We start from the raw sequence: 24108 nt of genomic DNA, 5'->3' as shown, positions 1-24108 counted from the left end.
CGGCGGCCCCTCTACGTTGGCGGGGAGGGGGAAGCATGCTGGCTGCGTTGTGGGCCGAGCCGCGCCCGGATCGCCCGCCTGCGCGGGTCTGGCGAGACTGGGCTGTCGTGGCGGTTCTCGTCACGAGCTCGTTCGTCGAGATGCTGCTGCGCGAGGACAAGGCATGGGCGCCCTTGGTCCTCAGCGTCAGCCTCGTCGTGGCAGCGTGCCTGCTGTGGCGGCGCACGAGCCCGCTGGCCGCGGTCGCCGTCGCCTTCGGAGCCCTCCTTGCCTTCGACGTCGCGAGGATCGTGGCCGTCGATGCCACCGGCCTGCAGAGCATCGCCGGGGTGCTCGTGCTGCCCTACGCCCTCCTGCGCTGGGGGGCAGGTCGCGAGGCTGCCCTCGGACTCGGCATCATCCTCATCTGGCTGCCCGTCACCCTCGTAGTGGACCCGACCTCACCTGCGGAGAGGGTCGCCGGCTACGGCTTCTTCCTGTTCTCGGCCGCGCTGGGCGCGGCGGTGCGCTACCGCACCAGCAGCCACGACCGCGAGATCGAGCAGGTGCGGTTGCGCCAGCGCAACGAGCTGGCCCGCGAGCTGCATGACACGGTCGGACATCGCGTCTCAGCGATCGCCGTCCAGGCACAGGCAGGTCGCGCGCTGTCGGCGGCAGATCCTGAGCGCGCGCTGGCCACCCTGGTCACCATCGAGGAAGAGGCGTCCCGGACGCTCAAGGAGATGCGGGCGCTGGTGGGTGTGCTGCGCGACGGAACGGACGCCGATCTCGCCCCCCGGCGGGGCGTGGCGGACATCGAGCGGCTCGCTCGCCCCGGAGGCGAGGTGCTGGGCGTCCGCGTGCAGGTCTCCGGTGACGTCGAGGCCGTCGACCCAGCAGTCAGCACCGCCCTCTACCTGATCGCCGCCGAGGCGGTCACCAACGCGACCCGCCACGCCTCCGGCGCCACCCACGTCACCGTCGACGTCACCGCATCCCGCCGTCAGGTGCACCTGCGAGTTCACGATGACGGCGCGGCAAGTACGGCCAGCCCTACGCCCGCCGGCTACGGGCTGCGCGGCATGGCCGAGCGGGCGAGCCTGCTCGGCGGCACCCTGCGGGCGGGACCTGACCCGGACAGCGGCTGGAGCGTCGATGCCTCGCTGCCTCACACGGTGCGTGCGTCATGACCATCCGCGTGCTCGTCGCCGACGACCAGGACATCGTCAGGGCGGGGCTGTGCATGATCCTCAACGCCCAACCGGGCATCACCGTCGTCGGCGAGGCCGCCGATGGCCGTCGGGCCATCTCGATGGCCCGTTCGCTGCGTCCCGATGTGTGCCTGCTGGACATCCGCATGCCCGAGGTCGACGGGATCGAGGCCACCCGGCAGCTCGCCGGAGCCGACATCGCCGATCCTCTGGCCGTCGTCGTCATCACCACCTTCGACCTCGACGAGTACGTCTACGGCGCGCTGAAGGCAGGGGCCCGCGGGTTCCTGCTCAAGGACGCCGGTGCCGAACTGCTCACCCAGGCCGTGCATGCCGCCGCCCGCGGTGACGCCCTGATCGCACCGAACATCACCGCGAGGCTCCTGTCCTCCTTCGCCGACAACCGCTCGCGTCCGATGCCACCCGAGCCCGTCGAGCCGCTGACCTCTCGCGAGGAACAGGTCCTGCTCGCTGCCGCTCGCGGGAGGACCAACAGCGAGATCGGCAATGAGCTGTCGATCAGCCTCAGCACCGTCAAGACCCACGTCGCCGCTCTGATGCGCAAGCTGAACGCCCGCAACCGCGTCGAGATCGTCATGTGGGCCTACGAGACGCGCCGCGTCGACACCTGATCCGCTCGCAAGCCCCGAGGCCACAGCGGTGACGCCTCAGCCGAAAGTGCGAGGTGCCGGTCGTCCCCGCGGCCAGGACAGCACGAGCCCACAGAGGGATCAGCAGTCTCCAGCGACGTCGAGGATTTTCCTATCCAGGGCGTGACCCGGCACCGGACAGGTACTGGCAGCACCCTCGCGGTCCGCGTCAGGCCGTTGACAGTTGGCGCAGCAGGTTCTGGAGGGTCGGGTGCAGGCGGGCGCCACCCGAGGTCGCCGGGTCAGTGGTTCGTGGCAGGGGGAGATGCTCGGGCGCCGTGGGCTTGGCGAGTAGGTAGCCGCTGGCTGAGTCGACTCCCAGGGCGCTGAGGGCGGCCAGTTGCGCGTTGGTTTCGACGCCCTCGGCGATGACGTGCGCTCCGATGGCGTGGGCGAGGGTGACGATGCCGGCGAGCACGGCTTCGCCTCGCGTGGTCTCGACGTCGTTGACGAACGATCGATCGATCTTGATGACGTCGACGGGGAAGTTGCTGAGCCGGGCCAGGGAGCTGTACCCGGTGCCGAAGTCGTCGATGGCGACGGCCACCCCGAGCTCGCGGATCTCCTCCAGCACTCGGGTGATGCGAGTCTGGTCGGCCAGCGCGGACTCGGTGACCTCGATGCCGAGGTGGAACGCCGGCAGGCCGACGCGGTTGAGGTGTGTGGCGATCAGCTCGGGCAGGCCGGGCTGGGCCAGCTGCTGCGGGGAGACGTTGATCCAGACCCGCAGGCCAGGGATGTGCGCCCAGCGGGCGGCCTGCTCGACGGCGCGAGCCAACACCCACTCGCCGAGCCGGCGGATGAGGCCGGAGTCCTCGGCGATCGGGATGAACTGCAGCGGCGGCACGACGCCGCGGGTGGGGTGCCGCCAGCGGACGAGTGCCTCGACGTGGTTGAGCCGCTCGCAGCGCAGATCGAACGCCGGCTGGTAGTCCAGGTAGAGCTCGTCGCGATCCAGGGCCTGCCGCAGGTCGTACTCGGTCTGCGCCCGGTGCACTGCGTCGACGTGCATCTGCTGGTCGAACCAGGCGGCCTGGTCGCGCCCGGCGGCTTTCGCGCGGTACATCGCCGCGTCGGCCTCCCGCAGCGCCGTGTCCAGGCCGGTGGGCTTGGCGACCGCCGCCAGGCCGACGCTGGCGGTGACCAGCAGGGCCGTGCCAACGTTGACTGGTTCACGGCTGGCGGCCAGTACCGCTTCGGCCATCCGGTCGGCCGCCGAGGTGGGGACATCGAACAGCACCATGACGAACTCGTCCCCGCCCAGCCGGCCAAACAGGTCGGCCGGTTCGGGCAGTTCGGCCAGGCGCTGCCCGAAGACGGTCAGGAGGTCGTTGCCGACCCGGTGGCCGAAGCTGTCGTTGACCAGCTTGAATCGGTCGAGATCGACAACCAGGACCGTCATCGGGGTGTTCGGCCACGCGGTGAGGTAGGCGTTGACCTGTTGCGCCAGACCGGCCTGGTTGAGCAGGCCGGTCAGCTCATCACGCGTGGCCTGGTAGGCGAGGTCCACATGCGCCTGCTCGGCGGCCGCTCGGGCGGCCCGCTCGGAGGCGAGGAGTTGTTGCCGCTCCTCTTCCATGGCCCGCCGCTCGGTGATGTCGCGGAAGTAGATGCCGATGCCGCCGCGGCGCAGCCCGGTCACTCGGCCCTCATACCAGCGTCCGGCGTCGCCGTAGGGCGTCTCCATCGTGACCGGCTCGCCGGTGGCCGCGACCTGGCGGTAGGCCCGCTCGATCGGCGTGCCCAGCAGATCCGGGAATTGCTCCCACAGGTTCCGGCTCACGACCTCATCGGGCGAGACGCCCAGCGCGTCGGCGGCCCGGCCGTTGATGTAGGTGATTTGCCAGTCGGGATCCACCCCGATGTACCCGTCGCTGAAGGACTCCAGGCTGTCGATGACTTCGGCCGCGGCTCGACGGTTTTCCACGAGGCGGAAGGCCTCCGCTTCGGCAGCGGTCATGTCCCGGAAGCTGACGTAGGCCGTGTCGCCGGACGACAGCAACGCAGTGCTGATCTCGACCGGGAAGGTCGACCCGTTGGCTCGGCGCACGCGCAGCACACCGCGGTAGGAGCCGGACTCACGCCGCGCTTCGATCGCCTCGGCCCATCGGTCATCGTGCGGATCAATGACGTCGTCGCGGCCAAGCCCGGGCAACTCCGCCGCCGACCGGCCCAGGAGCTCACAGGCCCGCGGGTTGGCGCGAAGGATCCGCCCGTCCGGGGAGGTCAGGAGAAGCCCGTCGATGCCGTGCACAAACATCGACTCATACACCGGCAGACGTGGCGTCTTGTTCACCATGCGAACAATGTCGTCATACGGCCGGCTTAGCTGGACACCACACCCCCGTCCGAGTGACCAGCGAACGACCGTGCGTACCCAGCCACGCGGAGCCGCGGGGCCGGCTTCAGCGGAACCGGGGGAGCGGTTCCAGGGCGCCCCTCTACCGGCGATGCGGCTGCCGATGCCTTTCGGCTAGAAGCCCGCCCGGGCCGCCCGGGCGGGAAGCGGGGTGTCTTCGGTGCGTTGAGGGACCCGGCACGGTGCCATCTGCCCACCGATGCTCAAAGTCCGCTGCCTTCGGAGTAACGGGGCGGAACCTGGCCTCACCCGGGCGCGGGAACTCGCAGCCGTCGGCGTCTCAAGCATCCAGTCGCTGCTGTCGTTGTCGTGTGGGGAAGTGCAACCGATGGGGGGAGAGCGGGCTGCGCGCCGAGGTCCTGCGTCACCTTGATCAATAAGACTCGATGCTCGGGCGCAGTCGCGAGGCGGTTCTACCCCGACAGCCACGCAGTGAAGGTCGTCGCCCGGCGCCGCAGATTCACCGAGACGGGTGCGCCGCAAGCGAATCCCCGGAAACGGTGACATCAGGATCACCGATCCCGGGCAGGACAGCCGTGAGCGGACGGGTCAGGGCTCCTCGACGGCATCTCCAGTGCTCTTGGGGTCTGTGCAACCGATCGCCGCAAGATGCTGCTCAAGCAGGTCATAGAGCCCATCACCCTGCCGCGCGAGCAGCCGGCGCGGGACCCATCAGGTCGCCGCGCCCGGTAGTGGATCTTGTTTTCCTCGCCGGCCTGGCGCCACGCGACTTCGATGATGGGCTGCGGCAGTTTTGGCATCGGCCCAGACTGCCGGGGGAAGCGCCTGTCGCGACGTCCTCCTTGTCTTCAGGGGCAGTTCGAGGCAGCCCTGTAAGGGATGCTTGACCGCGACCCCTGAAAGGCTCCATCGGGCACGCGCGACAACCAAGATCACGCCGAAACCGCCCCCTTCTCCGGCCGCGCATGGACCGAGGGAGGGCCGCGCCGCCCGGGGACCCGGGAACGCGACGACCCCCTGACGCAGGAGCGCCAGGGGGTCGAGGAGCTGAGCTGATCAGGCGCGGCGGGTGAGCTTCCAGGCCGTCCCCAGCACCGCGGCCGCAACGGCGGCCTTGACGATGCCGCCCAGGATGAACGGGTAGAAGCCGGCGTCCAGCGCCTGGTTCGCCGTCAGTCCGGCGCTCACGGCCAGCCAAGGCACACCCACGGCGAAAATGACCGCCTGGCCACCGACGAACAGCGGCACGGACTTCAGGGGGTTGCGGTCGGCACCGTGCTTGGCGGCCAGGCCGATCAGGAACGCGGCCGGAATGAAGCCCACGACGTATCCGCCGGTGGCCCCGACAACGACCTCGAAGCCGCCGCTGGCCTCCGAGTAGAACGGCAAGCCGACGAGCGCGGCCAGGATGTAGAACGCCTGCACGGCGACACCCCGGACCGGCCCGAGCGCGGAGGCAGTGAGCACCACGGCCAGTGTCTGACCGGTGATCGGCACGGGCGAGCCCGGCACCGGTACCGCCACCTGCGCGAGCAGCGCCGTGAATAGCACGCCGAGCGCCACGAGGACGACGTTGCGGGCACGGACGGCGGGGACGAGGTCGGCAAGGACGAGCGGGCGCGACGGTAGGGCGGGCATGGAAGCGGTGGCCACAGAACCTCCTGAACGGCTGATCGGCACCCGCCCGATCGACGGGAGGCGCCGCTGATCACCGGTGAGTCTGCACTACCGCCCGGAGCAGCGACGGCGGCGGCCGGCCAGGCGTCGGCCAGCTCGCCGCTCTCCCGAGTGCTCCTGCGGGGTTCCACCGCGAGCGTGCAGGGGGAGTCGCTGCGGTTCGCTGTGCCTGGCGCGGCACTTCGGCCGCACAGTGGAGGAGATGTTCGATGTCGACACCGAGTAGGAGCCGGCCGCCGTCTCGACCGCAATCGCCGTGCTCCGGGGTGTCGGGTGTCCTGCGCGACGCAGGCGACGTGCCGTCCGCGCTTGCCGGGCTCATTCACGAGTACCTACAGGACCAGACCCACCCAACGGTTTGAGACCGAGCTCTACCTCGGCGCCCGCCGCGATCCTGACCTCGGGGCCCTCGCGAAGCAGTGGCTCGACGGATTCGCTGCGGTACTCGCGTCGCATGCGGATCCTGTCACCGCGGCAGCGGTGACGGCTCTGATTGACGGCGCGACGCTGCAGAGCGTCGTGACCCACAACCTGCCCGAGAGCGACGCTCTCGGGCTCGGCATCAAGCGGCTCATGCCCGCGGGTACCGCCGCGGTAGACGGCTCGCGTTACGCAACCTTTGAGCAGTCTTCCGGTAAGGGGACGTTGCACGGCGAGTGCTGAATGCGTCCGAGCGGCAGTCTGCGACGTTTCGCAAGGGGATGGGCCTGCGGCACGCATTTACCCCAGCCAGCTCCGCCAAGAGGTCGGAGGCTGTCGGGAGCAGGGAGATCGAACGAAATCGCGGCGGCCACCATTCCCTCAAGGGCCCCCCACGCGCCACGATCACCCGCCCTGCTCGGTCACCCTGAGCGGCCGGAGCAGCTCCTTGACGGACACTTCGCGTTCGACCAGCCCACGCTCGTGGACGAACCGGGCGAGCCGCGTCCACAGCTCTGGGTCCAGCGACAGATCGTCGGTGAAGCGGCCCACCGTGTCCGCCCATTGCTGCTGTGTCAGTTCGCCGCGCAGATGCGGCGCGACGTGGAGGAACGTCTCCAGCGCCCCATCGGGGTCCTCGCGGACCGCGTGGACCCCGGCGACCACGCCGCCGAGGAAGCGCTCGAGTACGTCGCGCCGCTCCGGATCATCAACGGCGTCTTCGTGCGCGCAGAAGACGAGGTGCCCAGGCGATGGCACATCGTGGTCGAGGAAGCGCAGGAGTTCCACCTCGATCCCGGCCGCGCGCGCCTCGAGCACCTCGACGTTCTCGAAGGCCGCAAACGCGCCGACCGCCTCGTTGCGGCGCAGCGCGTCAACGAGGTAGTAGCTCACGTCCGCGTAGTGAATTGCGTCGCGCTCCAGCGCGATGCCCCGGTACTCGGCCATCGCCTGCACCATCGCCGGCGCGTAGGTACCGAGCGGCGCGGCGATCGTGGTCCCCGCCAGGTCACCGAGTCCGACCCCCTCCTTCAGCATTAGTCCGAAGCCGGTCTCGAAGTACTTGCCGATCGCAACGATCGGATAGCCCTCCAGTCGCTCACCGGGCATGTGGATCGGCTCGGTGATCGCGAGGTCCAGCTTCCCGGCCGCGACGAGCGCCATGCCCGCCTCGTGGTCCACGGGCTCGACGACGTGAACGTCGAGCCCACGCTCGTCGAACAGGCCGCGCTCGAGGGCCACGACGATCGGGGCGTGGTCCACGTTGACGAACCACTCCAGGGCGAGACCGACGGTCGCTCTGCCAGACACTGTGTTCTCCTCGCGCAGGGGCTACGTCCAGGATGCCTACCAGATCCTGCCCCCACGCTCCGTGCACCTACGCCCCGCGGTCATCTGCCGCGCCAGCCCCCCGAAAGGCCCTGCCGGCCTGGCTGCACCCGTACAACCATCACCGGCCCACACGCTGGACGGGCGGCTGCTGGGCCCGGTAATGGGTGGCCCGCGGCCAGCCCAGCAGCGCGCACGCGGCGGCGGTGGAGGTGTTGGTGGCCAGCTCGGCCGCCGCCGGGGCGAAAACTTCTTCGACCGCTGCTCGGTGTCCGCGCTCTCGGAGAGCAGTTCCACGAGCGCGTGTGCTTTTCCCACGACGCCCAGCGCGGCCTTCGTGCGCGCCAGTTCGGCCTCGACCTTCGTCTTGTCTCGGCAAGTGTCCCGCGCCGGGTGTGATGGAAGCTCTCATCCGCCGGAGGGTTGAGAGTCGTGGCGGCACCGCGAACGGCCCGAACGCAGCCGGTGTGGCGGGACACCTGTGAACGGTGTCCCGTGACATCGCATGGAGCGGGTGACGGAATCGAACCCGCCCAGTCAGCTTGAAAGGCTGGGTGACTCCAGCCGTAAAGCCGCTGGTGAAAGCCTCACGAGTGGACGTCGTGCCTTCCGCGCGCCTCACGCGCGAACCGATGAGCGAACTCCTCCACGTCGTCGCCGGACCATGGTGTGCGCCACTCCAATGACGCCGGCCGCGGAGGAGGGATTCCCGGATGCCTCCCCCTCTCCGCCTGGGGCAGCTCACCGGCGCGTTGTGCCGAGTTGGTGGCCGAGAGGGCGCGTGCTCACTTCTGCGCGGCCTTTCAGCCCGAAGCTGCGACCTTCACCAGATCATGTCCCTCACCTGCGCGGAAGGAAGTCCTCGTACTGCTCCCGTACATACCCGAGCCCTTCCGGAATAGAAGGGTCGTGTTCGAGAGTCCGCGTGACGAAGTCCAATCGCCAGCGGTTCTCGTCGATCAAGTACCGCCAGCGACGGACGTAGGCGGTGACGCGGGTCCGGCCGGCCTTGGGCGACGGCTCCCAAAACTGTCCGAGTTCGAAGTCCTCCTTGAAGATCCGGTTCTCGGCTACGTCGTCGAGCGCCGTGCCAACGGGGATGAGGTCCCAGTGCGCGGTGCTGCTGCTGAACTGCGGCCCGGAGAAGATGGCGTTGCCTTAGTCTTCGACCTGGTCCAACTCATGCCGACCGATCGTGATGTCGGGTGCTTTCAGTTCGACCACCAGATGGCGAACGCGGTCATGCTCTTGGTACCTCTCGGCCAGATGAAGGTCAATGCGCCCAGTCTTGCCGTCCCAGCGCTTCACGGGGCTGGCGTCCTTGGTCGGTAGCCCCTCCAGCTTCAAGTGGGTGCGGAGAAGCTGTGTCAGGCCACGCTCGCTGCTCATCAGGTGGTAGGGACTACCCAGGGTTCGGTTGACTCCTCAACCAGACCCTGGGAGTCCCGAGCGTTGAGGGCGTGCCTTATCCGTGCCTCGAGCACCGGCTAAATCCAGTGGTCAGCGCTCAACAGAGGTCAGCACCGTTAAGGCACGGAAGGAGCGGCGCTGCCCGGCTGAGCTGCACAAGCGGGCATCCGGGCTGGTCAGGACGTGGGAGCGGGTGACCGGGATCGAACCGGCATGGCCAGCTTGGAAGGCTGGGGCTCTACCATTGAGCTACACCCGCGAGGTGCCCGCACAGCCTAGCTGGTGGCCGGGCCGAGCCCTGCCGGCCGGGCAACCCCTAGACTCGCCCCTGGGCCACGGGGTGTAGCGCAGCTTGGTAGCGCACCCGCTTTGGGAGCGGGGGGCCGTGGGTTCGAATCCCGCCACCCCGACCGTGCACGAACGTCCGGCTCCGGCGCCGTCGGAGACGTCTCTAGACTCGGGGGCGACCTGGCGCCACCGGCGTCACGTCCCACCGTCTTTCCCCAAGAGGAGCGCTGCGCTGTGAAGAGCACCATCGAGAACCTGGGCCCGACCCGGGTCCGGCTCGCGATCGAGGTGCCGTGGGGCGACCTGGACCACGCCTTCGGTGAGGTCTACAAGGAGCTGGGCAAGCAGGTCCGCGTGCCTGGCTTCCGCCCCGGCAAGGTGCCCAACCGGATCCTCGACCAGCGGATCGGCCGCCCCGTCGTCCTCGAGCAGGTCGTCCAGCACGCCGTCCCGGAGGTCTACTCCGAGGCCGTCCGCGAGAACCAGGTGCGGGTGCTGAGCCAGCCCGACGTCGAGGTCACCCGCCTCGACGACGGCGAGGCCCTGGCGTTCACCGCCGAGGTCGACGTCGCCCCCGACCTGGAGCTGCCCGCCCTGGACGCCCTCGCGGTCACCGTCGAGGACGTCGAGGTCACCGACGAGGAGATCGCCGAGCAGATCGACACCATGCGGGAGCGCTTCGCGATGCTCACCGGCGTCGAGCGGGCCGCGGCCGACGGCGACTACGTGTCCCTGGACCTCGAGGCGACCCTGGGCGGGGAGGTGCTGGAGGACGGCACCACCACCGGCATGTCCTACGAGGTCGGCTCCGGCCAGCTGATGGACGGCCTGGACGAGGCCGTGCGCGGCCTGTCCGCCGACGAGAGCACCACCTTCGCCACCGCCCTGCTGAACGGCGAGCACGCCGGCGAGATGGCCGACGTGACGGTCACCGTCCGCTCGGTGAAGACCAAGGAGCTCCCGGAGCTCGACGACGAGTTCGCCTCCACGGCGAGCGAGTTCGACACTCTGGAGGAGCTCCGCGCCGACGTCCGCACCCGGCTGTCCCGGGTGAAGACGCTGCAGCAGGGCGCGCAGGCCCGCGACAAGCTGGTCGAGCACCTGCTCGAGGTCACCGAGGTCCCGGTGCCCGAGAACCTCGTCGAGCGGGAGATCGAGTGGCGCACCCGCTCGATGGAGCGCGAGCTGGCGCAGGCCGGCATGGACTGGGACGCCTACTTCGCGGCCGCCGACGTCGAGAACAAGGAGGCCTACGAGGCCGAGCTGCGCGACAACGTGGAGAAGGCGATCCGCACGCAATTCGTGCTGGACTCCATCGCCGACTCCCGTGAGGTCACCGTCGACAACGAGGACCTCTCCGCACAGATCATGGCCCAGGCCCAGCGCAGCCGGATGAGCCCGGAGCAGTACGCGCAGCAGCTGCAGGAGCAGGGCAACATCGCCGACTTCGTCGCCGACGTCCGCCGGACCAAGGCGCTGGCCCAGCTGCTGGAGCAGACGACGATCACCGATGCCTCGGGCGACGTCGTCGACCTGGAGGCGCTGCGCCCGCAGACCGTCCGGGCCGCCGGCGAGCCCGCCGCCCCGGACGCCGACGCCGACGCCGAGGCGCCCGAGGCCGCCGACGCGCAGGGCGCCGACGATGACGCCGTCGTCACCGAGGGCGAGGCGACGGTGGACGAGGCCGTGGCCACCGAGGCCGACGCCGCGGAGGCGGCCGGCAAGGCCTGATCCGACCCGGCCCCACGACGCCGCCCGCACCCCCCGGGTGCGGGCGGCGTCGTCGTTCCCGGGCGACCCGGCGCTGCGCCCACGGCGAACACCGACCCGCACGGGGAGGAACGGCCAGGGGGTGCGCGTTAGGGTCGACGTGACACCAGGACGGCCCCCGGCAGCACTCCCGCCGACCGTCCTCGGACCGACCCACCCGTTCCACGAGACCGACTGCCCGGCAGTCCTACGGAGGTCACCGCACCCGTGAGCAACACACACCTGACCACGCCGAGCGCGCCGCTGATGCGCGCCGGCGGGTCGATGATGAACCTCAACGACTCGGTCTACGAGCGCCTGCTGCGCGAGCGGATCATCTTCCTCGGCAGCCAGGTCGACGACGTCATCGCCAATCAGCTGGCCGCCCAGATGCTGCTGCTGTCGGCCGAGGACCCCAAGCGCGACATCCACCTCTACATCAACTCGCCCGGTGGCTCGGTCACCGCGGGCATGGCCATCTTCGACACGATGCAGTTCATCGACTGCGACGTCGCCACCTACGCCATGGGCCTGGCCGCCTCCATGGGCCAGTTCCTGCTCACCGCCGGCACCAAGGGCAAGCGCTACTCCCTGCCGCACACCCGGATCCTGATGCACCAGCCCTCCGCGGGCGTCGGCGGCACGGCGTCGGACATCGCCATCCAGGCCGAGCTGTTCCGCAGCACCAAGCACCAGCTCAACGAGCTGCAGGCGCAGTTCACCGGGCAGACGGTGGAGCAGATCGAGAAGGACTCCGACCGCGACCGCTGGTTCACCGCCCAGGAGGCGCTGGAGTACGGCTTCGTCGACCACGTGGTGACCCGCGCCGACGCCATGACCGCGACCGACAACCCGGTCACCGACGGACCGGAGAAGTGACGATGAGCGACTTCCAGCTGCCCTCCAGCCGGTACATCCTGCCCTCCTTCGTGGAGCGCACGAGCTACGGCATGAAGGAGTCCAACCCCTACAACAAGCTCTTCGAGGAACGCATCATCTTCCTCGGGGTCCAGGTCGACGATGCCTCGGCCAACGACGTCATGGCCCAGCTGATCACGCTGGAGTCCAACGACCCCGACCGCGACATCACCATGTACATCAACAGCCCCGGTGGCTCGTTCACCGCGCTGACGGCCATCTACGACACGATGATGTTCGTCCGTCCCGACATCCAGACCGTCTGCATGGGCCAGGCCGCCTCCGCGGCCGCCGTCCTGCTCGCGGCCGGGACCAAGGGCAAGCGGCTGGCGCTGCCCTACTCCCGGGTGCTGATCCACCAGCCCTCCGGCGAGGCCGGCGGCCAGGTCACCGACCTGGAGATCCACGCCCGCGAGATCGAGCGGGTGCGCGTCCAGATGGAGCAGATCCTGGCCCGGCACACCGGCCAGGCCCAGGAGCAGGTCCGCAAGGACATCGACCGGGACAAGATCCTCACCGCCGAGGAGGCCAAGGAGTACGGGATCGTCGACCAGGTGATCCCCAGCCGGAAGCTCAACGCCCTGCCCCCGGTGTGATTCCTCGGTGCGGGCCGGGGTCGCGCGTGTCGCGTTCCCGGCCCGTACCGTGCGGGGAACTCCCAGCTCCCTGGGGCACCTGGGAACAGGGGGGCCGGGAGCGGTACGGCCGGGTGCGTTTGTGCCCGGGAAGGTCGTAGGTGGCCGGTACGGTCGGCGGAGAGCCCGATTCCCCCGGTCAGTGCCGGCAGGGACGAGGATGCCCCGAGAGGGTGTCGATACAGGGGCCGAGAACACAACCGGGGCCGCGAGCGCGGCGCCCATCCGAGGTGGAGGTCAGCCAGGTGGCACGTATCGGTGAGAGCGGCGACCTGCTCAAGTGCTCGTTCTGCGGGAAGAGCCAGAAGCAGGTCAAGAAGCTCATCGCTGGCCCCGGGGTCTACATCTGCGATGAGTGCATCGACCTCTGCAACGAGATCATCGAGGAAGAGCTCTCCGAGTCCTCGGACCTGAAGTTCGACGAGCTCCCGAAGCCCAAGGAGATCCACGACTTCCTCGAGCAGTACGTGATCGGCCAGGAGAAGGCCAAGCGCACGCTCTCGGTCGCGGTCTACAACCACTACAAGCGCATCCAGGCCGGTGGGGAGCGCGGCGGCCGCGACGACTCCGTCGAGCTGGCCAAGTCCAACATCCTGCTGATGGGCCCGACCGGCTGCGGCAAGACGCACCTGGCGCAGACCCTCGCGCGGATGCTCAACGTCCCCTTCGCGATCGCCGACGCTACGGCGCTGACCGAGGCCGGGTACGTCGGCGAGGACGTCGAGAACATCCTGCTCAAGCTGATCCAGGCCGCCGACTACGACGTCAAGCGCGCCGAGACCGGCATCATCTACATCGACGAGGTCGACAAGATCGCCCGCAAGAGCGAGAACCCGTCGATCACCCGGGACGTCTCCGGCGAGGGTGTGCAGCAGGCGCTGCTGAAGATCCTCGAGGGGACGACGGCGTCGGTGCCCCCGCAGGGCGGCCGGAAGCACCCGCACCAGGAGTTCATCCAGATCGACACCACCAACGTGCTGTTCATCGTGGGCGGGGCCTTCGCCGGGCTGGACCAGGTGATCGAGCAGCGGGTCGGGAAGCAGGGCATCGGCTTCGGCGCCGAGGTGCGCGGCAAGGCCGAGATCGAGGAGGCCAACGCCTTCGCCGAGGTGATGCCCGAGGACCTGCTGAAGTTCGGCATGATCCCCGAGTTCATCGGCCGGCTCCCGGTGATCACCAGCGTGCAGAAGCTGGACCGCGAGGCGCTGATCAACATCCTCACCGAGCCGAAGAACGCCCTGGTGCGCCAGTACCGGAAGCTGTTCGAGCTTGACGGGGTGGAGCTCGAGTTCACCGACGACGCGCTCGAGGCGATCGCCGACCAGGCCATCCTGCGCGGCACCGGTGCCCGTGGGCTGCGGGCGATCATGGAGGAGGTCCTCCAGTCGGTGATGTACGACGTCCCGAGCCGCGAGGACGTCGCGACCGTCGTCATCACCAAGGACGTCGTCCTCGAGCGGGTGAACCCGACGATCGTGCCCCGCAAGCCCTCCCGGGTGAACCGGGAGAAGTCCGCCTGAAAGAGGACCCCGTCCCCCTCACCCCTCGCAAGCTCGGGGCGAGCCTCTGGACGGGGCCTGAGAACGGCCCGTCTCCCCGCTGGGGAGGCGGGCCGTTCTGCGTTGTTCCCGGCCCGGGTGGGCGTTGTCCCGCCACCGGCCGGCTCGGCACCGGGAGTGGCCGGTCAGCGGACAACGCCGACTCGTCGGCGGTACACCGCCGCGATCTGGGCCTGGCAGGCCTCGGGTTGCCGGGTGAGGCGCCGGTAGCTGAACCGCAGCACCACCCAGCCGAGCGCGGCCAGCGCGGCGTCCCGGCGCAGGTCGCGCTCGCGTGCCTCCTGGCTGCCGTGGAACGCAGCGCCGTCCAGTTCGACGGCCAGCTTCACCTCCAGCCAGGCGGCATCCAGCAGGATCGGCCCGTCCGGGAGCACCACGCGGTGCTGCTGGGTGCACCGGGGCAACCCGGGCACCGTCAGGACGTGCAGCACGCCGAAGACCTCCAGCTCGCTCTGGCAGCCGCCCGCGACCAGCTCCAGCAGCCCGGCCAGTGCCGCCCGGCCCGGGAGCTCGGGCCGGTGCCCGAGCTCCGCGGAGACTGCGGCCGTGGTCGTCCGTCGCTCCCGGACGGCGCGGAGCAGCGCCCCGCGCGCGACGCCGTCGTAGCCACGCAGCGCCCCGGTCCGGTGTGCGTCACCCCAGGTGTCGACCAGCGCGAGGGGGAGGGGAGTGGCCGGCAGGCCGCGCGCCCGGACCGTCGCGACCGCCGCCCGGGTGCGGTGTACCCGGAGCCAGCGCGACGATCGGACCCGCCGGTCACCGGGGACCGTGACGTCCAGCCGGGTGACCTCCACGTCGACCGCCCGGTGCGCGGCCAGGGCGCTCATGTGACTCAGCGGCCCGCCCGCGTAGCCGGCCGCTGCGTGGGCGCGCACCATCCAGTCGTCGGCCAGCTCCGGGACGGTGACCCAGCCCGGGTGCAGCCGGACCAGTCCCCCCGACGCGATCCAGCGGCCCACGCTGCGCGGGCTGGCCCGGGCAGCGAGGTCAGCGGTCGCGGCAGTGCGGTTCGGACCCAGCAGAGGAAGGAGCTCGTGCACCGGGCCAGCCTGGGCGGTGCGCCGCCAGCGGTGCGGCGATCAGCCGGCCACCTGTGGACAACCGGCGAACTGTTGTCCCTCAGTCGGCCACATGGCCGAGGGAAGTGGCCGGCTGGGGGACAACGCCCGAGCGGCGGAGGGATCAGCCGGTGGGATCCGCCAGGACGACGTCCACCCGCAGCGGCCCGTCGCCGGCCACCACGCTGAGCTCGGCGATCCGGCCGGCGTGGGTGAGGTCGGTGCGCGCGGCCTCGACCAGGACGACGTGCGCCTCCGGGGCGGTGACCACCGCCGAGGCGACGTCGGCCCGCATCGACTGCTTGGCCTCCGACTTCGCCTTGCGGATGGCGCTCAGCGCCTCGGCGGCCACGGTCAGGATCACCGGGTCACCGCCGACCGGCAGCTCACCGGCGGCCGGCCACGGCGCCCGGTGCACCGAGCCGGTCTGCCACCACGACCAGACCTCCTCGGTGACGAAGGGCAGCACCGGGGCGAACAGCCGCAGCTGCACCGACAGCGCCAGCGCCAGCGCCGCCTGCGCGGAGACCGCGGCGGCGTCCGAGCCGTAGGCGCGGGTCTTCACCAGCTCCACGTAGTCGTCGCAGAACGACCAGAAGAACGTCTCGGCGACCTCGAGGGCGCGGGTGTAGTTGTAGGCCTCCAGCGCCGCCGTCGCCTCGTCGACCACCCCGGCCAGCCGGGTCAGCAGGGCCCGGTCCAGCGGCTCGGTCACGTCCGCCGCGGTGAGCGCGGTCGAGGCGCCGAGCCCCAGCACGAACTTGCCGACGTTGAGGACCTTCATGGCCAGCCGGCGGCCGACCTTCATCTGCGCCTCGTCGAACGGGCTGTCGGCACCGGGGCGGGCGCCGGCGGCCCGCCAGCGCACGGCGTCGGTCCCGTAGCGCTCCAGCACGTCGATCGGCGTGGTCGCGTTGCCCTTGGACTTCGACATCTTCTTGCGGTCGGGGTCGACCACGAAGCCCGAGATCGCCGCGTGCGACCACGGCACCTGCCCGTGCTCGTAGTGGGCCCGCACCACGGTGGAGAACAGCCAGGTCCGGATGATGTCGTGCGCCTGCGGGCGCAGGTCCATCGGGAAGACGTGCGCGAACAGCTCCGGGTCGGTGTCCCAGCCCGACGCGACCTGGGGCGACAGCGACGACGTCGCCCAGGTGTCCATCACGTCGGGGTCGGCCAGAAACCCGCCCGGCACGCCGCGCTGGTCGGCGGTGTACCCCTCGGGGACGTCGGAGGAGGGGTCGACCGGAAGCGCCGACTCCGGCGCCAGGATCGGCGAGCCGTAGTCGGGCTCGCCCTCGCCGTCCAAGCGGTACCAGACCGGGAACGGGACGCCGAAGAACCGCTGGCGGCTGATCAGCCAGTCGCCGTTGAGGCCCTCCACCCAGTTCTCGTAGCGGTGCCGCATGTGATCGGGCACCCACTGGATCTCCCGGCCGCGGGCCAGCAGCGCTTCCCGGAGGTCGGCGTCCCGGCCGCCGTTGCGGATGTACCACTGGCGGGTGGTGACGATCTCCAGCGGGCGCTCGCCCTTTTCGAAGAACTTCACCGGGTGGGTGATCGGCCTGGGGTCGCCCTCCAGGTCGCCGGACTCGCGGAGCAGCTCCACGATCCGCTGCTGCGCGCTGAACGACGTCTTGCCGGCCAGCTCGGCGTAGGGCCCGGCGGGCACGCCGGGCGGCGGGTCGGCGACGAACCGGCCGTCCCAGCCGATGACCGCGCGCGTGGGCAGCTGCAACTCCCGCCACCAGGTGACGTCGTTGAGGTCACCGAAGGTGCAGATCATCGCGATGCCCGAGCCCTTGTCCGGCTCGGCGAGGCGGTGCGCCACCACCGGCACCTCGACGCCGAACAGCGGCGTCGTCACGGTCGTGCCGAACAGCGGCTGGTAGCGCGCGTCGTCGGGGTGCGCGACCAGCGCCACGCAGGCCGGCAGCAGCTCGGGCCGGGTGGTCTCGATGTGCACCGGGCCCGCGGGGCCGGCGAAGGCAACCCGGTGGTAGGCGCCCGGCCGCTCGCGGTCCTCCAGCTCGGCCTGGGCGACGGCGGTGCGGAAGGTGACGTCCCAGAGGGTGGGTGCCTCCTGCGCGTAGGCCTCACCGCGGGCCAGGTTGTGCAGGAACATCCGCTGCGCGGTGGCCCGCGAGGTCTCCGAGATCGTGCGGTAGACCCCTGCCCAGTCGACCGACAGGCCGACCCGGCGCCACAGCTTCTCGAACTCGGCCTCGTCGACCGCGGTCAGCCGCTCGCACAGCTCGACGAAGTTGCGCCGCGAGATCGGTTGCTGATCCTTGCCCGCCTTCTCCGGTGGCTCGAAGCCCTGGTCGTAGGGGAGCGAGGGGTCGCAGCGCACGCCGTAGTAGTTCTGCACCCGGCGCTCGGTGGGCAGGCCGTTGTCGTCCCAGCCCATCGGGTAGAAGACGTGCCTGCCGCGCATCCGCTGGTAGCGGGCGACGATGTCGGTGTGGGTGTAGCTGAAGACGTGGCCCACATGCAGCGACCCGCTCGCGGTCGGCGGCGGGGTGTCGATGGCGTACGTGTGGTCGCGGGGGGCCGCCAGCGCCGCGGCCCGGTCGAAGGCGTACGTGTCGTCGGTGGCCCAGCGGGCGACCCACTTGTCCTCGAGGCCGTCCAGGGAGGGCTTCTCGGGTACGCCGCCAGCCGTTCCCGGGCCAGCGCTGTCCGGGGCAGAGATGTCGGCAACCATGACTGGCATCCTAGGAGCGGTGAGCACCTCCCTCTCCCACGGGCAGACCGCCGGCGGCCCCGAGCTGGCGCGGGTCGAGCAGGCGCTCCTCGCGCGGTGGCCCGAGAGCCGCCTGGAACCGTCGCTGACCCGCATCGCAGCCCTGGTCGACCTGCTCGGCTCCCCGCACCGGGCGATGCCGGTCATCCAGGTCACCGGCACCAACGGCAAGACGACGACGGCCCGGATGGTCGACGAACTGCTGCGCGGCTTCGGGCTGCGGGTCGGCCGGTTCACCAGCCCGCACCTGACCACGATGCGCGAGCGGATCGTCCTCGACGGCGAGCCGATCAGCGCCGAGCGCTTCGTCGAGGTCCACGACGACATCGCGCCCTACGTGCAGATGGTGGACGCCGGCAGTGACGTGCCGATGTCCTTCTTCGAGGTCGTGGTGGCCATGGGCTACGCGGCCTTCGCCGAGGCCCCGGTCGACGTCGCCGTCATCGAGGTGGGCATGGGCGGCACCTGGGACGCCACCACCGTGGCCGACGCGCGGATCGCCGTCGTCACCCCGGTCGCGCTCGACCACGCCGAGTACCTGGGCCCGGACGTGGCGAGCATCGCCACCGAGAAGGCCGGGATCATCAAGCCGGCCCCCGGGGACGACGTGCAGCCCGACGGGCGCCCGGACGGCGGGGTCGTCGCGGTGCTCGCCCACCAGCCGGCCGGCGCGCTGGAGGCCCTGGTCCGCCGGGCGATCGAGGTCGACGCCACGGTGGCCCGGGAGGGCACCGAGTTCGGCGTGCTCGAGCGGCGGGTGGCCGTGGGTGGGCAGCAGGTGCGGCTGCAGGGGCTGGGCGGGGAGTACCCCGAGATCTTCCTGCCGCTGTTCGGCGCGCACCAGGCGCAGAACGCCGCCGTCGCGCTGGCCGCGGTGGAGGCGTTCCTCGGGGCCGGGGCGGGCAGCGGGCCGATCGACCCCGAGGTGGTGCGCACGGCGTTCGCCGCCGTCCGCTCCCCGGGCCGGCTCGAGCGGGTACGCAGCTCGCCGGCGGTGCTCGTGGACGCCGCGCACAACCCGGCCGGCATGACGGCGACCGTGGCGGCCATCCGGGAGTCCTTCGACTTCACCCGGCTGGTCGGCGTGGTCGGCATCGTGCAGGGCAAGGACGTCGCCGGGATGCTCGCCGAGCTCGAGGGTCTGTGCGCCGAGCTGGTCGTCACGCAGAACAGCTCGCCGCGCGCGATGCCCGCCGACGAGCTCGGGGCGCTGGCCGTCGAGGTCTTCGGGCAGAGGCGGGTCAGCGTGCACCCGCAGTTGTTCGATGCCGTGGAGGCGGCGATCGAGCTGGCCGAGGCCGGCCCGGACGACGCCCTGGGCGGGTCGGGCGTGCTGGTCACCGGCAGCGTGATCACCGCGGGGGAGGTCCGCAGCCTGATGTCCGGCAGCAGGTCATGACCGCGCCGGACCCGGTTCGCGCGGGGAAGGCGCTGGGCGGCGCCGCCGCGGCGATCCTGCTGCTGGAGGGGATCGCGGTCCTGTTCGTGCCACGGGGCATCGCGCAGACCGGGCCGGGCCTGACCGCCGGCCGGCTGACCTTCCTCGTCGTCCTGGCCGTGCTGCTGATCCTGGCCAGCGGCCTGCAGCGCCGGCCGCGGGGGCCGCTGATCGGCAGCGTGCTGCAGGTGCCGATGCTGCTCACCGGGCTGCTCGGCTCGGCGATGTGGCTGGTCGGCGGGGTGTTCGTGCTCATCTGGCTGTACCTGCTGCAGATCCGCAAGGAGCTGCTGGGCTCTCCGTTGGGCCCGCCGCCGGCGCCGCCGGCCCGGGAGGACCCCGGCCCGGAAGCGCCACCGATCGCCGCCGGCTGACCGGCTCAGGCGGCGTGCCCGGCCTCGTCGCGCAGCGCGGCCGGGTCGGCGCCCAGCTCCCGTAGCACCCGGACGACCACGGGATCCTCGACGGCGAGCACGCCGACGAGCACGCAGCCGCTGTCGATGGCCCGGCTCCGGCGCGCCAGGCCGCGGCGGGCGAGGACGTGCCGCAGTGCCTGCTCCAGCGACCTCTTGCTGCCGTCGGCGAACCGCAGGTGACCGGAGGTGCCCGGCGGGTCCAGGGCTCCCGGACCGAAGGTCGCCTCGGCGGCCGCCCGCACCTGCTCGAGATCGACACCGAACGCGGCCAGGGCCTCGGCGTCCAGTTCGTCGGTGCTGCTGGCCACGGTCGAGCGCAGCCGGCCGTGGTCGATACCGGCCGCGCGCAGCGTGTCGCCCCCGCGCCCGTCGCCGCCGGCGATCGCCAGCAGCAGGTGGACCGGCTCGATCTGGTCGGCCCGCAGGTGGCGGGCCTCCTCCTGGGCGCGCACGACGACCTGCCGCGCCTCGTCGGTGAAGCGTTCGAACACCTCAGTCGTCCTTCCTGCTGCGGGCGTGCTTCTTGTGGGCGGCCTGCCGGGTGACACCGAGGGCCTCGGCGATCTGCTGCCAGGACCAGCCGCGGGAGCGGGCGTTGGCCACCTGGCGGGCCTCCAGCCGGTCGGCCAGTTCGCGCAGGGCCCGGATGGCGCGCAGCCCGGTCGCCGGGTCGTCCGCCGCGGCTGCGGTGGTGACGTCGGTGGTGGAGGTGGGCATGTCGTCAACTATGGTTGACGCAGCCGAGCGTGTCAACCCAGATTGACGCCCCGGTGGCGTGTCGTACGCTCCCGCCGTGTCTGCACCCACCACTGAACGCACCCTCGTCCTCGTCAAGCCCGATGGCGTGGCCCGTGGCCTGGCCGGTCAGGTCGTCGCCCGGCTCGAGGCCAAGGGCCTGCGCCTGGTCGCCGCCGAGCTCCGGACGCTGACCGCCGACGTCGCCGAGGAGCACTACGGCGAGCACCGGGAGCGCCCCTTCTTCGGCTCGCTCGTCGAGTTCATCACCAGCGCGCCGCTGCTGGCCCTGGTCGTCGAGGGCCCGCGCGCCATCGAGGCGTTCCGTGCGCTGGCCGGCGCGACCGATCCGGTCAAGGCCGCCCCCGGCACCATCCGCGGCGACTTCGCCCTCGAGGTGCAGTCGAACATCGTGCACGGCTCCGACTCGCCCGAGTCCGCCGCCCGCGAGATCGCGCTCTTCTTCCCCGGCCTCGCCTGAGGAAGGACCCCCTCGCCCCCCACCGCTCGCACGCTCGCGGCGGGACCCTGCGAGGGGGCCGTCTGTCTGGGCCGAAGTCGCGACTTTGGCCCTCCGGGCAGCGGCTACCCTGGGCGGGTCATGACTGTGGACTCGCTCTACCCTCGCCTCGAGCCGTTGCTCGCCCAGGTGCAGAAGCCGATCCAGTACGTCGGCGGTGAACTCAACGCCCAGACCAAGCCGTGGGACGACGTCCCCGTGCACTGGGCGCTGATGTACCCCGACGCGTACGAGGTCGGGCTGCCCAACCAGGGGTTGATGATCCTCTACGAGGTGCTCAACGAGCGCCCCGACGCCCTGGCCGAGCGCACCTACGCGGTCTGGCCCGACCTCGCCGCCCTCATGCGCGAGGCCGGGGTCGGCCAGTTCACCGTCGACAACCACCGTCCGGTCGCCGCCTTCGACGTGCTCGGCGTCAGCTTCGCCACCGAGCTCGGATACACCAACCTGCTCGAGGCCCTCGACCTCGCCGGGGTGCCGCTGCGCGCGGTCGACCGGGACGAGAGCCACCCGGTCGTCGTCGCCGGCGGGCACGCCGCCTTCAACCCCGAGCCGGTCAGCGACTTCGTCGACTGCGCCGTCCTCGGCGACGGCGAGCAGGTCGTCGGTGACATCACCGACGTGGTCAAGGCGTGGAAGGCGCACGGCCGCCCCGGCGGCCGGGTCGAGCTGCTCGCCCGGCTGGCCCGGATCGACGGCGTCTACGTGCCGCGCTTCTTCGCGGTGTCCTACGCCGGCGACGGCACGATCGCGGACGTGTCACCCACCCGGGGCGACGTGCCGGCCAGGGTCGGCAAGCGCACCGTGCTGGACCTCGACGAGTGGCCCTACCCCAAGCAGCCACTGGTCCCGCTGGCGGAGAGCGTGCACGAGCGGATGAGCGTGGAGATCTTCCGCGGCTGCACCCGCGGCTGCCGGTTCTGCCAGGCGGGGATGATCACCCGCCCGGTGCGCGAGCGCACCATCACCGGCATCGGCTCGATGGTGGATGCCGGGCTCAAGGCGACCGGCTACGAGGAGGTCGGCCTGCTGTCGCTGTCCAGCGCCGACCACTCCGAGATCGGTCAGCTGGCCAAGGAGCTGGCCGACCGCTACGAGGGCACCAACACCGGCCTCTCCCTCCCGAGTACCCGGGTCGACGCGTTCAACGTGACCCTGGCCAACGAGCTGTCCCGCAACGGCCGCCGGTCCGGGCTGACCTTCGCCCCCGAGGGCGGCAGCGAGCGGATCCGGCGGGTGATCAACAAGACCGTGTCCAAGGAGGACCTGGTCCGCACGGTCACCACCGCCTACGCCAACGGCTGGCGCCAGGTGAAGCTCTACTTCATGTGCGGGCTGCCCACCGAGACCGACGAGGACGTGCTGGAGATCGCCGAGCTCGCGGTCGAGGTGATCCGCGCCGGCCGGGAGGCCAGCGGCAGCAAGGACATCCGCTGCACGGTTTCCATCGGTGGCTTCGTGCCCAAGCCGCACACGCCGTTCCAGTGGGCGGCCCAGGCGAGCGCCGAGACCATCGACTCCCGGCTGAAGCTGCTCCGGGAGGCCATCAACAGCGACCGCCGGATCGGCCGGTCCATCGGGCTGCGCTACCACGACGGCAAGCCCGGGGTCATCGAGGGGCTGCTGTCCCGCGGCGATCGCCGGGTCGGCCGGGTCATCGAGCGGGTGTGGCGCGAGGGCGGTCGCTTCGACGGCTGGAGCGAGCACTTCTCCTACGACCGCTGGACGACGGCGGCCGCCGAGGAGCTCGCCCCGTTCGGGGTGGACCTGGACTGGTACACCACCCGGGAGCGCACCCAGGACGAGGTGCTGCCCTGGGACCACCTGGACTCCGGGCTGGACAAGGAGTGGCTCTGGGACGACTGGCAGGAGTCCCTCTCCGAGGAAGAGGTCGCCGACTGCCGGTGGACCCCGTGCTACGACTGCGGCGTCTGCCCGACCATGGGCACGGAGATCCAGATCGGCCCCACCGGCCGCAGCCTGATCCCGCTGACCCCGGTCCCGGCCAGCACCCGCTGATGGCCCGCCAGCCCTCGGGGCCGCCCCCGCCGCCCACGGTGCAGAAGCTGCGGCTGCGCTACACCAAGCGCGGTCCGCTGCGCTTCGCCTCCCATCGCGACCTCGCCCGGGCGCTCGAGCGCGCCCTGCGGAGGGCGCAGGTGCCGATGGCGTTCTCCGCCGGTTTCAGCCCGCACCCGAAGATCTCCTACATGGGTGCCGCCCCGACGGGTGCGGCGTCGGAGGCGGAGTACGTCGAGATCGGGCTGTCCCGGCGGTGCGACCCCGAGCAGGTCCGGGCCGCGCTGGACGCCTCGTTGCCCCCGGGGATCGACGTCCTGGAGTGCGTGGAGGCGGGGGAGGGGACCGGGGCGCTGGCCGACCGGCTGGACGCCACCCGCTGGCGGATCGACCTGCCGGGGGTGCCCGTCGAGGAGCTCGCGGCCGCCGTCGCGGCGATGCTGGAGCGCGACGTCGTGACGGTGACCAAGCGCACCAAGGACGGCACGCGGGACGTCGACGCGCGGGCCGCGGTGGTCAGCGCGACGGTGGCCCACGAGGCGGGTTGTGCCATACTGCACATGGTCGTACGTCAGCTCACGCCGACCGTACGACCGGACGACGTGATGGCCGCCCTGGCTGTCGTCGCCGACCTGCACCCGCCGTTGCCCGTACGGGCCGTGCGTGAGGCGCAGGGCCGGCTCGACGACAGTGGTGACGTCGCTGATCCGCTCGAGCCCGATCGCGCGGTGCGCTCCTACTGCCAGGAGGAGCGCGCGCCGGTCTGACCTGCGGAGCCGGGAGCCGGACGCCGTCCTGCGCGCCACGTCTGCCAGCCGTGGGCCACGTTGCCTCTCACCACCGCACGACCGCGATCAGCACCACCGGGATCAGCACGCAGCACCACCGGGTTCCAGCCGCACCGGCCGGGGCCCGACACCAGACTTCGCGGGCCGGGCACACCCACCGCACTCGATGCGGTGAGCCCGTCCCGCCCAACCCGTGCTCCTGCGCGGCCGCCAGTCGGAGAGCCTCCGATCAGCGCCCGGGAG

Annotated in this window: 20 protein-coding genes and 2 tRNA genes; 13 read left to right on the top strand and 9 right to left on the bottom strand. The window is 71.2% G+C overall.

Translation table 11 applies throughout. The features are described 5' to 3' along the window. The first annotated feature begins 107 nt into the window (after window positions 1–107). Window positions 108–1169 (top strand): sensor histidine kinase, encoded by a 1062-nt coding sequence (locus ACYVG5_RS05285; protein ID WP_460683011.1) that lies wholly within the window; start codon window positions 108–110, stop codon window positions 1167–1169. After that, window positions 1166–1822: a response regulator gene (locus ACYVG5_RS05280; RefSeq protein WP_222045562.1), complete on the top strand. Its 657-nt coding sequence runs from the start codon at window positions 1166–1168 to the stop codon at window positions 1820–1822. Before ACYVG5_RS05285 ends, ACYVG5_RS05280 begins: the two co-directional genes overlap by 4 nt. A gap of 187 nt (window positions 1823–2009) precedes the next feature. Here ACYVG5_RS05280 and ACYVG5_RS05275 read toward each other — a convergent pair whose 3' ends face one another. Continuing rightward, window positions 2010–4139: a putative bifunctional diguanylate cyclase/phosphodiesterase gene (locus ACYVG5_RS05275; protein WP_222045560.1), complete on the bottom strand. Its 2130-nt coding sequence runs from the start codon at window positions 4137–4139 to the stop codon at window positions 2010–2012. Window positions 4140–5216: 1077 nt separating this feature from the next. Further along, window positions 5217–5813 (bottom strand): biotin transporter BioY, encoded by a 597-nt coding sequence (locus tag ACYVG5_RS05270; RefSeq protein WP_460683010.1) that lies wholly within the window; start codon window positions 5811–5813, stop codon window positions 5217–5219. Window positions 5814–6146: 333 nt separating this feature from the next. Between ACYVG5_RS05270 and ACYVG5_RS05265 the strand changes: the two genes are divergently transcribed. Beyond that, a complete protein-coding gene (locus tag ACYVG5_RS05265; protein WP_460683009.1) occupies window positions 6147–6500 on the top strand; it encodes a hypothetical protein in 354 nt (117 codons plus the stop codon). Window positions 6501–6662: 162 nt separating this feature from the next. Here the strand turns inward: ACYVG5_RS05265 and ACYVG5_RS05260 are convergent, their stop codons facing one another. The 3 genes from ACYVG5_RS05260 to ACYVG5_RS05250 all read right to left on the bottom strand — a co-directional run bounded on the left by ACYVG5_RS05260 (window position 6663) and on the right by ACYVG5_RS05250 (window position 9255). Beyond that, window positions 6663–7568, bottom strand: a complete 906-nt coding sequence (locus ACYVG5_RS05260; RefSeq protein WP_222045555.1) for an ABC transporter substrate-binding protein — start codon at window positions 7566–7568, stop codon at window positions 6663–6665. 1176 nt (window positions 7569–8744) lie between these two features. Beyond that, the gene (locus ACYVG5_RS05255) at window positions 8745–8975 is read right to left on the bottom strand and encodes a hypothetical protein (RefSeq protein WP_222045553.1); all 231 of its coding nucleotides are present in this window, start codon (window positions 8973–8975) and stop codon (window positions 8745–8747) included. A 209-nt stretch (window positions 8976–9184) separates the two neighbouring features. Next, window positions 9185–9255, bottom strand: a tRNA-Gly gene (locus ACYVG5_RS05250). 77 nt (window positions 9256–9332) lie between these two features. Between ACYVG5_RS05250 and ACYVG5_RS05245 the strand changes: the two genes are divergently transcribed. From ACYVG5_RS05245 to clpX, 5 genes are all read left to right on the top strand, one after another. Further along, window positions 9333–9406 (top strand) — tRNA-Pro (locus ACYVG5_RS05245). Between the two features lie 112 nt (window positions 9407–9518). After that, the gene (gene tig / locus ACYVG5_RS05240) at window positions 9519–11015 is read left to right on the top strand and encodes a trigger factor (protein WP_222045551.1); all 1497 of its coding nucleotides are present in this window, start codon (window positions 9519–9521) and stop codon (window positions 11013–11015) included. A gap of 246 nt (window positions 11016–11261) precedes the next feature. Further along, complete coding sequence (locus ACYVG5_RS05235) at window positions 11262–11912, top strand: ATP-dependent Clp protease proteolytic subunit (RefSeq protein ID WP_460683008.1); 651 nt, start codon at window positions 11262–11264, stop codon at window positions 11910–11912. A 2-nt stretch (window positions 11913–11914) separates the two neighbouring features. Next, window positions 11915–12547 carry an ATP-dependent Clp protease proteolytic subunit gene (locus ACYVG5_RS05230; RefSeq protein WP_222045549.1) on the top strand — a complete coding sequence of 211 codons (633 nt, stop codon included), beginning with the start codon at window positions 11915–11917 and terminating at the stop codon, window positions 12545–12547. Window positions 12548–12831: 284 nt separating this feature from the next. Further along, window positions 12832–14106: an ATP-dependent Clp protease ATP-binding subunit ClpX gene (clpX, locus tag ACYVG5_RS05225; protein WP_222045547.1), complete on the top strand. Its 1275-nt coding sequence runs from the start codon at window positions 12832–12834 to the stop codon at window positions 14104–14106. 164 nt (window positions 14107–14270) lie between these two features. Here the strand turns inward: clpX and ACYVG5_RS05220 are convergent, their stop codons facing one another. After that, window positions 14271–15104, bottom strand: coding sequence for an endonuclease domain-containing protein (locus tag ACYVG5_RS05220; RefSeq protein WP_460683007.1), 834 nt, complete (start codon window positions 15102–15104; stop codon window positions 14271–14273). Between the two features lie 223 nt (window positions 15105–15327). Then, window positions 15328–17910, bottom strand: coding sequence for a valine--tRNA ligase (gene valS / locus ACYVG5_RS05215; protein WP_222045544.1), 2583 nt, complete (start codon window positions 17908–17910; stop codon window positions 15328–15330). Between the two features lie 19 nt (window positions 17911–17929). Between valS and ACYVG5_RS05210 the strand changes: the two genes are divergently transcribed. Further along, window positions 17930–19348 carry a bifunctional folylpolyglutamate synthase/dihydrofolate synthase gene (locus ACYVG5_RS05210; protein ID WP_460683006.1) on the top strand — a complete coding sequence of 473 codons (1419 nt, stop codon included), beginning with the start codon at window positions 17930–17932 and terminating at the stop codon, window positions 19346–19348. After that, window positions 19345–19761, top strand: a complete 417-nt coding sequence (locus tag ACYVG5_RS05205) for a DUF4233 domain-containing protein (protein ID WP_222045540.1) — start codon at window positions 19345–19347, stop codon at window positions 19759–19761. The genes ACYVG5_RS05210 and ACYVG5_RS05205 overlap by 4 nt, the downstream gene beginning before the upstream one ends. 5 nt (window positions 19762–19766) lie before the next feature. Here the strand turns inward: ACYVG5_RS05205 and ACYVG5_RS05200 are convergent, their stop codons facing one another. Beyond that, entirely contained in the window at window positions 19767–20294 is a 528-nt protein-coding gene (locus ACYVG5_RS05200; RefSeq protein ID WP_222045538.1) for a Clp protease N-terminal domain-containing protein, read from the bottom strand. Window position 20295: 1 nt separating this feature from the next. Continuing rightward, the gene (locus ACYVG5_RS05195; RefSeq protein ID WP_222045536.1) at window positions 20296–20520 is read right to left on the bottom strand and encodes an RNA polymerase subunit sigma-70; all 225 of its coding nucleotides are present in this window, start codon (window positions 20518–20520) and stop codon (window positions 20296–20298) included. Window positions 20521–20596: 76 nt separating this feature from the next. On the opposite strand from ACYVG5_RS05195, the gene ndk reads away from it, so the two are divergent. The 3 genes from ndk (at window position 20597) to ACYVG5_RS05180 (ending at window position 23844) form a co-directional block, all read left to right on the top strand. After that, on the top strand, window positions 20597–21019 hold the full coding sequence (gene ndk, locus ACYVG5_RS05190; RefSeq protein WP_222045534.1) for a nucleoside-diphosphate kinase: 423 nt from the start codon (window positions 20597–20599) through the stop codon (window positions 21017–21019). 120 nt (window positions 21020–21139) lie between these two features. After that, the gene (locus tag ACYVG5_RS05185; RefSeq protein WP_222045532.1) at window positions 21140–23077 is read left to right on the top strand and encodes a TIGR03960 family B12-binding radical SAM protein; all 1938 of its coding nucleotides are present in this window, start codon (window positions 21140–21142) and stop codon (window positions 23075–23077) included. Next, window positions 23077–23844 (top strand): TIGR03936 family radical SAM-associated protein, encoded by a 768-nt coding sequence (locus tag ACYVG5_RS05180; protein WP_222045530.1) that lies wholly within the window; start codon window positions 23077–23079, stop codon window positions 23842–23844. Before ACYVG5_RS05185 ends, ACYVG5_RS05180 begins: the two co-directional genes overlap by 1 nt. The last annotated feature ends 264 nt before the right edge of the window (window positions 23845–24108 follow it).

The sequence above is a fragment of the Modestobacter lapidis genome (genome assembly GCF_054780755.1).
This window is presented reverse-complemented; position numbering and strand designations above follow the sequence as displayed.